We start from the raw sequence: 11,969 nt of genomic DNA, 5'->3' as shown, positions 1-11,969 counted from the left end.
GCGCGGGGGCGGTCCGTTCTGTACGAGCGGGTGGCGGAGGCGGAGCGGATCGTGGCCCGGCTGGGGTTCGCCAAGAGCTGCCTGCGCGAGGTGGGGCGGCTGCTGAGAGCGGCTGCCGCCTCGAAGCCGCGCGGGACGATCGCCGAGAGCGGCACCGGCGCGGGGGTGGGTGCCGCCTGGCTGGACAGCGGGCTCGGGGGCGGGGCGCGGCTGGTCACGGTGGAGCGGGACGAGGGACTGGCCCGGCGGGCGGCCGGGATCTTCGTCGGCGACGACCGGGTGAGCGTGCTCCATGGGGACTGGCGGCTGCTGGAACGGCACGCGCCCTTCGACGTCTTCTTCTGCGACGGCGGCGGCAAGCGGGACGACGCCGAGCGCGTCGTCTCGCTGCTCGCCCCCGGTGGCGTGCTCGTCATGGACGACTTCACCCCGTCCGCCGACTGGCCGCCTCGGTTCGAGGGGGAGGCCGACGCGTTGCGCTTCTTCTGTCTGACGCACCCGGCCCTGGCGGCGACCGAGGTGCTCACGACCCCGCTCACCTCGGCGATCGTGGCCACCCGGCGGTCGTAGCGGCGGGCTCTGGGGCCTGTCTTCACACCCCGCTCGTCGTCCGGCAGAGCGGGGTGTGAAGACAGGCCCTAGGGGCGGCTGTTGAGCTCGCCGTCGATCACCGTCACCGCGGATCCGGTGAGCAGCGTGCGCTCGCCCCGTAGTGCGACCTTGACCAGGCCGGTGCGGGTCGACGCCTGGAGGCCCGTCAGCTCGGTGCGGCCGAGGCGCTCGGCCCAGAACGGGGCCAGCGCGGTGTGGGCGCTGCCGGTCACCGGGTCCTCGTCGATGCCGACGTTCGGGAAGAAGCAGCGGGACACGAAGTCGTAGCCCCGCGCCGGGTCCTCGGCGGGCGCGGTGGCGATGACGCCGCGTGCGGAGTGCGCGCCGAGCGCCTTGAGGTCCGGGGCGAGGGCCAGGACGGTGCGCTCGTCGGGGAGTTCGACCAGCAGGTCGCCGACGGAGGGGCCGGTGTCGCGCACGGAGAGCGGCCGGGCGCCGAGCGCCTCGGCGAGACCGGCGGGCGTCGGCTCCTCGGTGAGCGGCGCGGTCGGGAAGTCCAGGGTGAGGGAACCGTCCTCGTTCGGCGTGGCCACGAGGACCCCGCTGAGGGTGGCGAACCGCACCGGCCCCTTCGTGATCCCCGTGGAGTGCAGCACGTGCGCCGTCGCGAGGGTCGCGTGACCGCACATGGCCACTTCCGTGGCGGGCGTGAACCAGCGCAGGGCCCAGTCCGCGTCACCGCCCTCGGGCAGCGGGTGCGCGAAGGCCGTCTCGGCGTGGTTGACCTCCCTGGCCACGTTCCGCAGCCAGGCGTCGTCGGGGAAGGCGTCGAGGAGCAGGACGCCGGCGGGGTTGCCGGCGAAGGGGCGGGAGCTGAAGGCGTCCACGATTCGAATCCGCATACCCGGGACGGTAGGCGCCCTCCCCGCCCCGCCGTACACCGCCTGACCTGCGCGGACACGGCAGCCCTCGGCGACTGTTGCCAAACGAAGTGTTCCGATATATCGTTGAGCCATCGCGATCGGTCAATGATCGCGGTCATCGAAACCCTCGATCAGTTGTGAAAGGACTGATTCCCATGCGTACCCACGGACACGACCACGGACATGGACACTACGGACCCGGCCGCCATGAAGGCCGGCCCGGATTCGAGGAGCGGCGGGCGTTCGGACCCTTCGGGCCCGGCTTCGGCCCCGGCCCCGGCGGCCCCTGGGGCGGTCGCGGCGGTCGCGGCGGCGGCCCGCGCGGCAGGGCCCGGCGCGGCGATGTGCGCGCCTCGATCCTGGCGCTGCTCAAGGACCGCTCGATGCACGGCTACGAGATGATCCAGGAGATCGCCGAGCGCAGCGGCGGCGCGTGGAAGCCGAGCCCCGGCTCGGTCTACCCGACGCTCCAGCTGCTGGAGGACGAGGGCCTGATCACCAGCGCCAGTGAGGGCGGCAAGAAGCTGTTCTCGCTGACCGACGCGGGCACCGCCGCCGCCGAGGAGGGCCCCGAGGCCCCCTGGGAGGAGGCCGGCCGCGGCGTCGACTGGGAGGCCATGAACGAGATCCGGCAGGCCAGCTTCGGTCTGATGGAGGCGTTCGGGCAGGTCTGGAAGACCGGCAGCAAGGGCCAGCGCGAGCAGGCCATCGGCGTCATCAACGAAGCGCGCAAGAAGCTGTACCTGATCCTTGCCAACGAGGACTGAGCCCCGTGCGGGCCCGGGCCGAGGCCGGGGGCAGACAGGTGAAGAGGCGTCCCGTACGAGATGTGCGGGGCGCCTCTTCGTGTGCGTAGGCCCTCATGGGTACGGGGGAGCGGGTGGCCTCAGGTCACCAGGCCGGCCAGCTTGCGCAGCGACTCGTTGAGCGCCGCCGTCGCCGAGTCCTTCAGTTTGCCCGCCATCAGGGAGACGGCCGCGCCCGTGAACTCGCCGTCGACGCGGACCGTCGTCGCGTCGCCGTCCGCGGTCAGGGTGTACCGGGTGCCGACGTTCACACCCATCGGACCCTTGCCCCTGATCGCCAGCGTGCGGGCGTCCGCCAGGTCCTCGACGGTCCAGGTGACCTCGGCCGGGAAGCCCATCAGCTTCATGTTCTCCTCGAACTGGCCGCCCACCTCCAGTGAGGCCGGGGGGCCCTTCGGGAAGCTCGTGTGGGTGGCGTTCCACTCTCCGTACACGGAGAAGTCGGTGAGCTTGGCCCAGACCTTCTCGGCCGGTGCCTCGATGCGTGCTTCCGTGCTGACTTCGGCCATGCGGCCACCCCTTACGAGTAGTGAGCCATGGTGCGTCGTCGCGGAACGTAGCCGGACGGCCTCGAACATTCAATACTGATGAACCGTCAGAAATGCGGGGTCCGTGCACTCAGCTCAGCAGCTGGATCTCCGCCGCGTCGAACAGGTCGTACGCGCGCGGGTGCGGGCCCTCGTCGTGGCAGTGCCAGGCGTCCCAGAACAGGTCGGCGGGCAGCGCGTCGTCCGGGGCGTACACCCGGTACACGTAGAGCCTGCCGTCTGTCGCGGGCAGGGCCACGAGCCAGCACGTGCTCTCCATGACTGTGACGGACGAGCGGCGCGGGGGTTGCGGTTGCGTTCGGGGCGCAGTGCGGGAGAACTCGCGCCCCTCCGGGTGGAGCTCCGGGATGTCATCCGCAAGGAGGAGACGTCGCTCGCCCGTGCCCACCTTGCGTCGGACGCGAAGATGCTCCCCTCCGGGGATGCTCCGGTGCATCGGGGCTGATGGGGTGGGGTACGTGCAAAGCTCTCTCCCGTCCGGCGCCGACGCGTGCGGCCACCTTCCGACCGATCCCGACGACGCCCCGCTCAGCGACGAGCTGGCCCTGGTCGTCGCGGGGGCCCGGCGGCGTGCGGTGCGGGACGGGGACCGGCAGGTGGACTCCGCCCACCTGCTGCACTCCCTCCTGGAGACCGACCCCGACGTGCGCGCCGCCTTCGCCGACGGCGGCCAGGTGGCCCGGCTGCTCGGCTATCTCGTGCAGCGCAGCATCGGCTACGGGCTCCAGTGGCAGGGGACCGTGGAGGACTCCGGGGCCGTGCCCGTGGTGCGCGGCGGCGCCCCCGGCTGGTCGCCCGTCGCGGCCGCCGCGATGGAGGCGGGCACCCGGCGGGCCGTGGAGCGCGGGGACGAGCGGGCGCGCGGTGTCGACGTGCTGGCCGCGCTCGCGACGGACGCGGAATCACGGGCCGTGGAGGTGCTCGGCCGGGCCGGAGTGGACGTCGACGGACTGCGTCGGCGGCTGAATTAGCGGGGTACGGGCGGGAATCGACCGGTGCGGATGTCCGGGCCGTGAGACAGGGGTCATCGGGGATGACGGTCATGACCGGCCCTGTCATGATGTGCCGATGCACGGGTCACAGGGATCTCAGGGGTCCGCAGGGGCACAGGAGAGCCGGGCGACGGCCGGGCGGGGGTTCGGGCTCGGGCTCGCCCTGGTCTCCGCGCTCGCCTTCGGCGGTTCGGGAGTCGCGGCCAAGCCGCTGATCGAGGCGGGGCTCGACTCGCTGCACGTGGTGTGGCTGCGGGTCGCCGGAGCCGCGCTCGTCATGCTGCCCATCGCGTGGCGGCACCGCTCGCTGGTCCGCGAACGGCCGCTGCTGCTCGCCGGGTTCGGACTGCTCGCCGTCGCCGGTGTCCAGGCCTGCTACTTCGCCGCGCTCTCCCGCATCCCCGTCGGCGTCGCCCTGCTCATCGAGTACCTGGCGCCCGCGCTGGTGCTCGGCTGGGTCCGGTTCGTGCAGCGCAAACCGGTGACCAGGGCCGCCGCGCTGGGCGTGGTCCTCGCCGTCGGCGGCCTCGCCTGTGTCGTCGAGGTGTGGGCGGGGCTGAGCTTCGACGTGCTCGGGCTGCTGCTCGCGCTCGGCGCCGCCTGCTGCCAGGTCGGCTACTTCGTCCTGTCCGACCAGGGCAGCGACGCCGACGAGCACGGGCGGGCCGTCCCCGACCCGCTCGGCGTGATCGCGTACGGACTGCTCGTCGGCGCCGCGCTGCTCACCGTCATCGCCCGGCCCTGGGGCATGGACTGGTCGGTCCTCGCGGGCAGCGCCGACATGAACGGCACCGCCGTGCCCGCCTGGCTGCTGCTGTGCTGGATCGTGCTGCTCGCCACCGTCGTCGCCTACGTCACCGGGGTGGTCTCCGTGCGCCGCCTTTCTCCGCAGGTGGCCGGGGTGGTGGCCTGTCTGGAGGCGGTCATCGCGACCGTACTCGCGTGGATCATGCTCGGGGAGCATCTGTCGGCGCCGCAGCTGTTCGGCGGTGCCGTGGTGCTGGTCGGGGCGTTCATCGCGCAGTCGTCGAAGACGGCCGCGCCGCCCGCGGCCGTCGAGCCGGAAACCGTGTTGTCCTCGTCGAAGACCCCTGTCTAGGGTGCTGATCATGCACAGCCACTGGCTCGTTCTCTCGCCGCCGGCCCGCTAGGGCCCGCCGGTTTTCGTCCCCTGAGGGTGCGCGTACGCGCGTGATCGCCGTCGGGGCGCTCCGTCGGGTCCCGGTGCGGGTGGCGGGTGTTCTTCCCAGGTGGTTCCCGGGGGCACGGCTGCTCGCCGACGACGGTCCGTGTCCCTCGGCCCCGTGACGTTCCCGGGGCCCGCCTTCGTGGAGAACCACGTGTCGAACGCTGTTCCGGCCGGCTCTGCCGTGCCCGCTGTTTCCGCGCTGCCCGCGTCCGGCCGACTGCCGGTCGCCCGCGGCCTGATGTATCTGATCGTCGCCGGTATCGCCTGGGGCACCGCGGGTGCGGCCGCCTCGCTGATGTTCCGGGTGAGCGACCTGGGGGCCGGCGCCCTGTCGTTCTGGCGGTGCGCCGGAGGGTTTCTGCTGCTGCTCGTGGCGCGGGTGCTGCGCGGCCCCGTGCCGCGCGCGTCGGTGCGGGAACCAAGGAGCGCGTCGGCCGTCCGGCTCGGTGTGCTCGGGCTCTCGCTCGCCGTCTTCCAGACCGCCTACTTCGCCGCCGTGGAGGCGACCGGGCTCGCGGTCGGCACCGTCGTCACGCTCGGCGCCGGGCCCGTCCTGATCGCGGTGGGCGCGAGGGTCACGATGGGGGAGCGGATCGGCGGGGGCGGGCTGCTCGCCGTCACCGGTGCGCTCGGCGGGCTCGCCGTGCTCGTGCTGGGCGGCGGGGACGCGACCGTACGGCCCGCGGGTGTGCTGTGGGCGCTGGTGTCGGCGGCCGGGTACGCCGTGATGACGCTGCTCACCCGGTGGTTCGGCCGGGACGGACGGTCCGCGGACGGGCTCGGGACGACGGTGGGGACCTTCGCCGTCGCCACCGTCGTGCTGCTGCCGTTCGGCGCGGCCGACGGATTCGTCCCGCACACCACCCAGCTCTGGGCCGTGATCGCTCTGCTGGCGTACGTGACGTCCGTGCCCACCGCGCTGGCCTACGGTCTGTACTTCGCGGGCGCCGCCGTCGTGCGCTCCGCCACCGTGTCCGTGATCATGCTGCTCGAACCCGTGGGCGCGGCGGTCATCGCCGTGACGCTGCTGGGCGAGGAGCTGACCCCGGCCACCGTGACGGGCACGGCGCTGATGCTGGTCGCGGTGGCCGGTCTCGCCGTCGCGGAGGCCCGATCGGCCCGCTGAGCAGAGGGCTAGGCCTCCTGGCGCCGCCGCCGCTGGGCCGCGAGCGCGGCGGCGTCACGGGGTTCGCCGCGCTCGGCGAGCCCGCGTCCGATCCGGTCCTGGACCTCATCGGGCTTGTGGCCCGCGTACTTGAACTTGGCGCGTACGTCGGTGACTTCGAGCCGCAGGCCCCGGATGCCGGAGAGCAGCCGCCCGTACGGTTCCTCGCCGACTGCCGCCGTGGCCGACATGCCCGGCGGCTGGAAGCGGCCCATCTGGCGGTTGAGCAGCGCGGCCTTCTCCTCCGGGTCGTCCACGATGTGCGCGGTGCAGCGGAGTTGTACGGCCGTGTAGACGCTGGTCGGCGTACCGTGCTCGGGCGGTGCGCCGGGCAGCGCCTGCCAGGGGCCCCGGACGAACGCGTAGTCGTCGACGACGCTCAGCAGGACCTCGGGACGGGCGTCCAGAGCGGGCCACATCGGGTTCGGGCGGGCCAGGTGGGCGAGCACCTCACCGTGCTCGCCGCCCCCGGCCTCGTACGCGAAGTGCATCGGCTGGACGAACGGGGGCTCGCCCGCCGGTCCGTTGACCGCGAGCTGTCCGAAGTCGTGGGCGGCGAGCCACTGCTGCCACTCGGTGTCGCTGCGCGCCGCGTCCCAGGGGTGGATCAGCATCACAGCTCCCGGAGGTAGTCCGGGACGTCGACGGAGGCGGCGAGATCGGACGAGGGGACCAGGGCGCCGTACCCCTTCTGGAGCGGGACCACGCCCGACCAGTGCGGCAGGTCCATGTCCTCCGGCTCGTCGTTCGGGCCGCCGCTGCGCACCTTCGCCGAGACCTCCGCCAGGTCGAGGCTGAGCACGGCGGTCGCGGCGAGCTCCTTGGCGTTGGCCGGACGGGAGTCGGCGGCCCGGCCCGGGACGACGTGGTCGACGAGGGCGTCGAGCGCGCGCCGCTTCTCGTCCGCGTCCGTGACCTGGTGCGCCGTGCCGTGGATCACCACCGAGCGGTAGTTGATGGAGTGGTGGAACGCCGAGCGGGCCAGCACCAGGCCGTCGACGTGCGTCACCGTCAGGCAGACCGCGAGCCCCGGGTCCTGCTGTCCCGCCATGCGCAGCGGCCGCGAACCGGTCGAGCCGTGGACGTAGAGACGGTCGCCGATCCGGCCGTAGAGGGTGGGCAGTACCACCGGGGCGCCGTCGCGCACGAAGCCGAGATGGCACACGTACGCCTCGTCGAGTATCGCGTGCACGAAGGCGCGGTCGTAGGAGGCGCGTTCCTTGGACCGGGTGGGAACGGTGCGGTCCGTGGGGGTGTAGGCGTCGGGCTGGGACGGCGACTGCTGCTCGGCGGCCACGCTCATGTTGCGAACTCCATTGCACTAGTGCAAACTGCTGTTTGTGCTAGGAGAGTATCCGATCAGAGGTCGGCGCGCAGCAGAGATTTCCGCGAGCGTCGAGCAGGCGGTGGCCGACGGCGGTCTGGAACCGGGACAACTGCTGCCGCCGATGCGGGAGTTGGCCGAGCGGCTCGGGGTGAACCCCAATACGGTCGCGGCGGCGTACCGGACCCTGCGCGAGCGCGGGGTCATCGAGACGGCCGGGCGGCGCGGCAGCCGGGTGCGGCCGAAGCCCGCCATCACCGCCCGCGAGCGCATCCGGGTGGAGGTGCCGGCGGGCGTGCGGGACGTCTCCGACGGGAATCCGGACGTCGCGCTGCTGCCGAAGCTGGCGGACGTGTTCGCCGCGGCGGCCGCGGCCGGTGACGCGGAACCCGTGCTGTACGGAAGTGATGCGCTGGAGCCCGAACTGGTGCGGCTGGCCCGCGCGGCGTTCGACGCGGACGGGGTGCCCGACGGGCCCGTCGCCGTCACCTCCGGTTCGCTCGACGCCATCGAGCGGGTCCTCGCCGTCCATCTGAAGGCCGGGGACGCCGTCGCCGTCGAGGATCCGGGGTGGGGCAGCATGCTCGATCTCGTGCCCGCGCTGGGGCTGCGGGTCGTGCCGGTCGGCGTGGACGACGACGGGCCGCTGCCGGACGACGTGGAGCGGGCGCTGCGGGAGGGGGCCCGGGCCGTCGTCGTGACCTGCCGGGCGCAGAACCCGACCGGGGCCGCCGTGAGCGCGGGACGCGCGGCGGAGTTGCGTGCGGTCCTCGCCGGGTACGAGGACGTGCTGCTCGTCGAGGACGACCACGGGCACGGCATCGTCGATCTGCCGCTGCGGCCGCTCGCCGGGGTGACCCGGCGCTGGGCGTTCGTGCGCTCGGTGGCCAAGGCGTACGGGCCCGACCTGCGGCTCGCCGTCCTCACCGGGGACGGCGGGACCGTCGACCGGGTGCGTGGGCGGCAGCGGCTCGGGCCCGGCTGGGTCAGCCGGATCACCCAGCGCGCGGTGGCCGGGCTGTGGGCGAGCGGGGCCGTCGACGCGCGGGCCGTCGCCGCCTCGTACGGGGAGCGGCGGGATGCGTTGATCGCGGGGCTCGCGGAGCGGGGGGTCGTCGCGTACGGGCGCAGCGGGATGAACGTGTGGGTGCCGGTGCCGGACGAGACCGGGGCGGTGGCGCGGTTGTTGCACGGCGGGTGGGCGGTGGCGCCGGGCGCGCGGTTCCGGATCGGGGCCGCGCCCGGGGTGCGGATCACTGTGTCGCGGGTGGGGGTCGATGAGGTTGCCGGGGTTGCGGAGGTGGTGGCTGCGGCTGTTCGGCCTGGGGGTGGGTGGGGGTATGTGTGAGCGGGGTTTTGTGGTGGCGGGGTTGGGGCGCGGGGGGTCGGGCCGGCTGGGTGGTTGTTCTGCGCCGGGAGGGCGGGCTCGGGTTCGGGCTTGATGGGCGCTCGCCCCGCGCTGGGGGGCCGCCTTGCCCACCCTGCCGCCCTTGGCGGCAGATTGCCCAAGGCGGCGGGGCGGGGGCGGGGATATTGCTTAGCATCGGTTTATGTTGAACCTGGAGCGGCTGCGGGTCCTCGATGCGCTCGCTCGGTACGGATCCGTCAGTGGTGCCGCCGACGCGCTGCACGTCACGACGTCCGCCGTCTCGCAGCAGATGGCCAAGCTGGAGCGCGAGGCGGGGCAGCGGCTGCTCGCCAAGCACGGGCGCGGGGTGCGGCTCACGGACGCGGGGCGGCTGCTCGCCGAGCACGCGGCGCGCATCCTCTCCCAGGTCGAGCTGGCCCAGTCGGACCTGGAGGCGCAGCGCGGGCGGGTCGTGGGCGAGCTGCGGGTCTCGGCGTTCCCGACCGCCGCGCGCGGGCTGTTCCCGCGGGCGTTGGCCGCGCTGCGCGCCGAGCACCCCCAACTACGGGTGCGGTCGATGGAGTTGGAGCCCGAGGCGGGAGTCGCGGGAGTGCTGCGCGGTGACCTCGATCTGGCCGTCGCCCTCGACTGGTACAACAAGCCGATGCCGCTGCCCGACGGCCTGGTGAAGGCGAGCGTCATGGACGACCCCGCCGATGTCGCCCTGCATGTCGGCCACCCTCTCGCCGGTTCCGCCGAGGTGGGCCTGGAGGACTTCGCGGACGACGAGTGGATCACCTGGGGCGAGGGCGAGTTCTGTCATGAGTGGCTGATGTTCACCCTGCGGGCCAAGGGCATCGAGCCCCAGATCGTCCACCGGGCCGCCGAGACCCATACGCAACTCGGTCTGGTGGCAGCGGGGTTGGGCGTGTGCGTCGCGCCGCTGCTCGGGCGCGACCCGGTACCGGAGGGTGTGGTGACCGTGCCGGTGCGGCAGCGGGTGCGGCGTCATGTGTACGTGGTGTGGCGGGCGGACGCCGACCGGCGGCCGTCCATCAGGGCGGCCGCCGACGCGCTGCGGAAAGCCGGTGCGGAACTCGGCCGGCTCGCCGAGGGGTGAGGGGGCCGGTCTACAGCTCGGCCAGTTTCCGGAAGTCCCATGAGGCGATCTTGTCCGGGGTCAGCCGGGCCCAGGCGTGCCGCCCGTCGTACACCATGGTGGGCAGGCCGAAGTTCTTCTCGGCGAACCGCAGCTCCGGGGCCTCGAGTTCGGGGCACGGCTCGCCCGTGCGCGGGGACTCGCCGACGAACTCGACGCGGCCGGAGAGTTCGACACCGCGCAGTTCGCCGTAGTCCTCGCCCGCGTCGACGACCACGGCCACCCGTCCGTCGGCCCGCAGATCGGCCCAACGGCGGCTGCGGGCAAGGGAGTACAGCCACAATGAGGTCCCGTCCCACAGGAACCACAGCGGGCTGACGTGCGGGGTGCCGTCGGCCGACACCGTGGCCACGCGGCAGGTGCGCTGCTCCGCGAGGAAGGCGTCCCGCTCGTCGGGACTCATCATGATTCTGCGGCCCCTGCGCTGGGCGACGGTCATGGCTGCTCCTCCGAACATGTGCTGACGGTGCGTCAGGAAAACAGCATGGGTGCTCTTCCCTCCGGGCGCAATGGTGGCTACTCTCCAGCAGCCCCCATGGGACCGACGACGGGCAGGGAGAATCATGCCGACGCACGAGAAACTGGTCGAACTGCTCGCCCCGGCCCACACGGTACTGCTCACCGTGGAGTGCCAGCAGGGTGTGGTCGGCACCGACAGCGCCCTGCCCGAACTGGCGGACGAGGCACGGAAGTCCGGGGCCCTCGTCCGGGTCGCGCGGCTCGTGGCCGCCGCGCACGAGAGCGGCGCGCAGGTCCTGCACGCGGTCGCGGAGCGCCGCCCCGACGGCCGCGGCGCGAACCGCAACGGCCGCCTCTTCCGCGCCGCCGAACGCCTGCCCGTGCAACAGCTCACCGGCAGCAAGGCCGTGCGGATCGCCCCGCCCATCGAGGTCGCCGACGAGGACCTCGTCGTCCGGCGGCTGCACGGGCTCTCCCCGATCGCGGGCACGGACGTCGACCCGCTGCTGCGCAATCTCGGCTGCCGCACCCTCGTCGTCACCGGGGTCTCCGCCAACGTGGCCGTCCCGAACGCCGTCTTCGACGCCGTGAACCTCGGCTACGACGTCGTCGTCCCCGGGGACGCCATCGCCGGGGTGCCCTCCGACTACACCCCGGCGATGATCCGCCACACGCTCGCCCTGGTCGCCACCGTGACGACGACGCAGGACGTGCTCGCCGCGTGGAAGCGCCGCTGACGCCCGCGGCCGCGGACGCCTCCGTCAGGCGAGGCTGATCGAGTCGCCGCTGACCTTGATCTGCTTCGCGGGCAGCGGCTGGGTGGCCGGCGGGTTCTTGACGCTGCCGTCCTCGATGGAGAACTTGCTGCCGTGGCACGGGCAGTCGATGGTGCCGCCCTCGACCTTCGTCACCTTGCAGCCCTGGTGCGTACAGGTGGCGGTGAACGCCTTGAACTCGCCCTTCTTGGGCTGGGTCACCACGACCCCCTGATCGGCGAAGATCTTGCCGCCGCCCTCCGGGATGTCCGAGGTCTTGGCGAGCGCGTCACCGCCGGCCGCCGAGGCGTTGCCCGCGGGCTGCGACCCGCCGTCGTCGGAACCGCACGCGGTGAGCGCCGCGGCGATCCCGACCGCGCCGACCGCCGCGACGACGCTTCGGCGGCACGGGCCGAGGGCGGTGGGGCCGGTGGGGACGGAGGGATCGGTGGGGGCGGACTCCTGCGAAACGGTCATGCCGTCGGTTCCTTTCGATCGAGCGGGCCGGGTCCGTGGGGGGTTCCCACTCCGGTACGTGTGGTCGTCCCGGAGTGTTCAACGCCTCGCTGATCTCATAACCCGGCCCCGGGCTCACCGACGTCACCGGGACCCGTTATGTCATCCCATCGGGGGAAGCACACCTCGGACAGCCGCGGATCCGTTGCCGCGTCGTGCCACCAGCCGGCCCGGTCCACGGCTCCGTCCTCCCGCGCCCGGGCCTGCCGGTCCGTGTGCAGGGCGTGCAGGGC

At 73.2% G+C, this 11,969-nt stretch carries 15 protein-coding genes; 8 read left to right on the top strand and 7 right to left on the bottom strand.

Annotated features, from left to right (window positions below):
* The first annotated feature begins 30 nt into the window (after positions 1-30).
* Positions 31-570 carry a class I SAM-dependent methyltransferase gene (locus ABZ930_RS34030; protein ID WP_361556750.1) on the top strand — a complete coding sequence of 180 codons (540 nt, stop codon included), beginning with the start codon at positions 31-33 and terminating at the stop codon, positions 568-570.
* 68 nt (positions 571-638) lie between these two features.
* Here the strand turns inward: ABZ930_RS34030 and ABZ930_RS34025 are convergent, their stop codons facing one another.
* Positions 639-1,454: a PhzF family phenazine biosynthesis protein gene (locus ABZ930_RS34025; RefSeq protein WP_361556747.1), complete on the bottom strand. Its 816-nt coding sequence runs from the start codon at positions 1,452-1,454 to the stop codon at positions 639-641.
* A gap of 176 nt (positions 1,455-1,630) precedes the next feature.
* On the opposite strand from ABZ930_RS34025, the gene ABZ930_RS34020 reads away from it, so the two are divergent.
* Positions 1,631-2,242, top strand: a complete 612-nt coding sequence (locus ABZ930_RS34020) for a PadR family transcriptional regulator (protein WP_361556744.1) — start codon at positions 1,631-1,633, stop codon at positions 2,240-2,242.
* Positions 2,243-2,361: 119 nt separating this feature from the next.
* Here the strand turns inward: ABZ930_RS34020 and ABZ930_RS34015 are convergent, their stop codons facing one another.
* Together ABZ930_RS34015 and ABZ930_RS34010 are read right to left on the bottom strand one after the other, a co-directional pair.
* Positions 2,362-2,790 carry an SRPBCC family protein gene (locus tag ABZ930_RS34015; protein WP_361556741.1) on the bottom strand — a complete coding sequence of 143 codons (429 nt, stop codon included), beginning with the start codon at positions 2,788-2,790 and terminating at the stop codon, positions 2,362-2,364.
* Between the two features lie 109 nt (positions 2,791-2,899).
* The gene (locus ABZ930_RS34010) at positions 2,900-3,088 is read right to left on the bottom strand and encodes a hypothetical protein (RefSeq protein WP_361556738.1); all 189 of its coding nucleotides are present in this window, start codon (positions 3,086-3,088) and stop codon (positions 2,900-2,902) included.
* 199 nt (positions 3,089-3,287) lie between these two features.
* Here ABZ930_RS34010 and ABZ930_RS34005 point away from each other — a divergent pair, with 199 nt between their 5' ends.
* From ABZ930_RS34005 to ABZ930_RS33995, 3 genes are all read left to right on the top strand, one after another.
* Positions 3,288-3,800, top strand: coding sequence for a Clp protease N-terminal domain-containing protein (locus ABZ930_RS34005; protein WP_361556735.1), 513 nt, complete (start codon positions 3,288-3,290; stop codon positions 3,798-3,800).
* Between the two features lie 97 nt (positions 3,801-3,897).
* Positions 3,898-4,920, top strand: a complete 1,023-nt coding sequence (locus ABZ930_RS34000; RefSeq protein ID WP_361556732.1) for an EamA family transporter — start codon at positions 3,898-3,900, stop codon at positions 4,918-4,920.
* A gap of 328 nt (positions 4,921-5,248) precedes the next feature.
* A complete protein-coding gene (locus ABZ930_RS33995; protein WP_361556795.1) occupies positions 5,249-6,136 on the top strand; it encodes an EamA family transporter in 888 nt (295 codons plus the stop codon).
* 8 nt (positions 6,137-6,144) lie between these two features.
* On the opposite strand, the gene ABZ930_RS33990 is transcribed toward ABZ930_RS33995, so the two are convergent.
* Positions 6,145-6,789: an FMN-binding negative transcriptional regulator gene (locus tag ABZ930_RS33990; protein WP_361556729.1), complete on the bottom strand. Its 645-nt coding sequence runs from the start codon at positions 6,787-6,789 to the stop codon at positions 6,145-6,147.
* Positions 6,789-7,478: a pyridoxamine 5'-phosphate oxidase family protein gene (locus tag ABZ930_RS33985; RefSeq protein WP_361556726.1), complete on the bottom strand. Its 690-nt coding sequence runs from the start codon at positions 7,476-7,478 to the stop codon at positions 6,789-6,791. Before ABZ930_RS33985 ends, ABZ930_RS33990 begins: the two co-directional genes overlap by 1 nt.
* A gap of 37 nt (positions 7,479-7,515) precedes the next feature.
* On the opposite strand from ABZ930_RS33985, the gene ABZ930_RS33980 reads away from it, so the two are divergent.
* Positions 7,516-8,847, top strand: coding sequence for an aminotransferase class I/II-fold pyridoxal phosphate-dependent enzyme (locus tag ABZ930_RS33980; RefSeq protein WP_361556723.1), 1,332 nt, complete (start codon positions 7,516-7,518; stop codon positions 8,845-8,847).
* A gap of 202 nt (positions 8,848-9,049) precedes the next feature.
* Positions 9,050-9,967 carry a LysR substrate-binding domain-containing protein gene (locus tag ABZ930_RS33975; protein WP_361556720.1) on the top strand — a complete coding sequence of 306 codons (918 nt, stop codon included), beginning with the start codon at positions 9,050-9,052 and terminating at the stop codon, positions 9,965-9,967.
* A gap of 10 nt (positions 9,968-9,977) precedes the next feature.
* On the opposite strand, the gene ABZ930_RS33970 is transcribed toward ABZ930_RS33975, so the two are convergent.
* Positions 9,978-10,445 (bottom strand): pyridoxamine 5'-phosphate oxidase family protein, encoded by a 468-nt coding sequence (locus ABZ930_RS33970; protein WP_361556717.1) that lies wholly within the window; start codon positions 10,443-10,445, stop codon positions 9,978-9,980.
* Positions 10,446-10,569: 124 nt separating this feature from the next.
* Between ABZ930_RS33970 and ABZ930_RS33965 the strand changes: the two genes are divergently transcribed.
* On the top strand, positions 10,570-11,202 hold the full coding sequence (locus ABZ930_RS33965; RefSeq protein WP_361556714.1) for a cysteine hydrolase: 633 nt from the start codon (positions 10,570-10,572) through the stop codon (positions 11,200-11,202).
* A gap of 24 nt (positions 11,203-11,226) precedes the next feature.
* Here ABZ930_RS33965 and ABZ930_RS33960 read toward each other — a convergent pair whose 3' ends face one another.
* Complete coding sequence (locus tag ABZ930_RS33960; RefSeq protein ID WP_361556711.1) at positions 11,227-11,697, bottom strand: Rieske (2Fe-2S) protein; 471 nt, start codon at positions 11,695-11,697, stop codon at positions 11,227-11,229.
* Between the last annotated feature and the right edge of the window lie 272 nt (positions 11,698-11,969).

The sequence above is a fragment of the Streptomyces sp. NPDC046716 genome (assembly GCF_040645755.1).
Lineage (GTDB): Bacteria > Actinomycetota > Actinomycetes > Streptomycetales > Streptomycetaceae > Streptomyces.
The sequence above is the reverse complement of the archived record's forward strand: the minus strand, read 5'-3'. Positions and strand labels throughout refer to the sequence as shown.

What these genes read in the sequence shown, in the direction of transcription:
- ABZ930_RS34025 (WP_361556747.1), bottom strand. Translation starts at nt 1,454, where the DNA reads ATGCGGATTCGAATCGTGGACGCCTTCAGCTCCCGCCCCTTCGCCGGC.
- ABZ930_RS34020 (WP_361556744.1), top strand. Translation starts at nt 1,631, where the DNA reads ATGCGTACCCACGGACACGACCACGGACATGGACACTACGGACCCGGC.
- ABZ930_RS34015 (WP_361556741.1), bottom strand. Translation starts at nt 2,790, where the DNA reads ATGGCCGAAGTCAGCACGGAAGCACGCATCGAGGCACCGGCCGAGAAG.
- ABZ930_RS34010 (WP_361556738.1), bottom strand. Translation starts at nt 3,088, where the DNA reads ATGGAGAGCACGTGCTGGCTCGTGGCCCTGCCCGCGACAGACGGCAGG.
- ABZ930_RS34000 (WP_361556732.1), top strand. Translation starts at nt 3,898, where the DNA reads ATGCACGGGTCACAGGGATCTCAGGGGTCCGCAGGGGCACAGGAGAGC.
- ABZ930_RS33995 (WP_361556795.1), top strand. Translation starts at nt 5,249, where the DNA reads ATGTATCTGATCGTCGCCGGTATCGCCTGGGGCACCGCGGGTGCGGCC.
- ABZ930_RS33990 (WP_361556729.1), bottom strand. Translation starts at nt 6,789, where the DNA reads ATGCTGATCCACCCCTGGGACGCGGCGCGCAGCGACACCGAGTGGCAG.
- ABZ930_RS33985 (WP_361556726.1), bottom strand. Translation starts at nt 7,478, where the DNA reads ATGAGCGTGGCCGCCGAGCAGCAGTCGCCGTCCCAGCCCGACGCCTAC.
- ABZ930_RS33975 (WP_361556720.1), top strand. Translation starts at nt 9,050, where the DNA reads ATGTTGAACCTGGAGCGGCTGCGGGTCCTCGATGCGCTCGCTCGGTAC.
- ABZ930_RS33970 (WP_361556717.1), bottom strand. Translation starts at nt 10,445, where the DNA reads ATGACCGTCGCCCAGCGCAGGGGCCGCAGAATCATGATGAGTCCCGAC.
- ABZ930_RS33965 (WP_361556714.1), top strand. Translation starts at nt 10,570, where the DNA reads ATGCCGACGCACGAGAAACTGGTCGAACTGCTCGCCCCGGCCCACACG.
- ABZ930_RS33960 (WP_361556711.1), bottom strand. Translation starts at nt 11,697, where the DNA reads ATGACCGTTTCGCAGGAGTCCGCCCCCACCGATCCCTCCGTCCCCACC.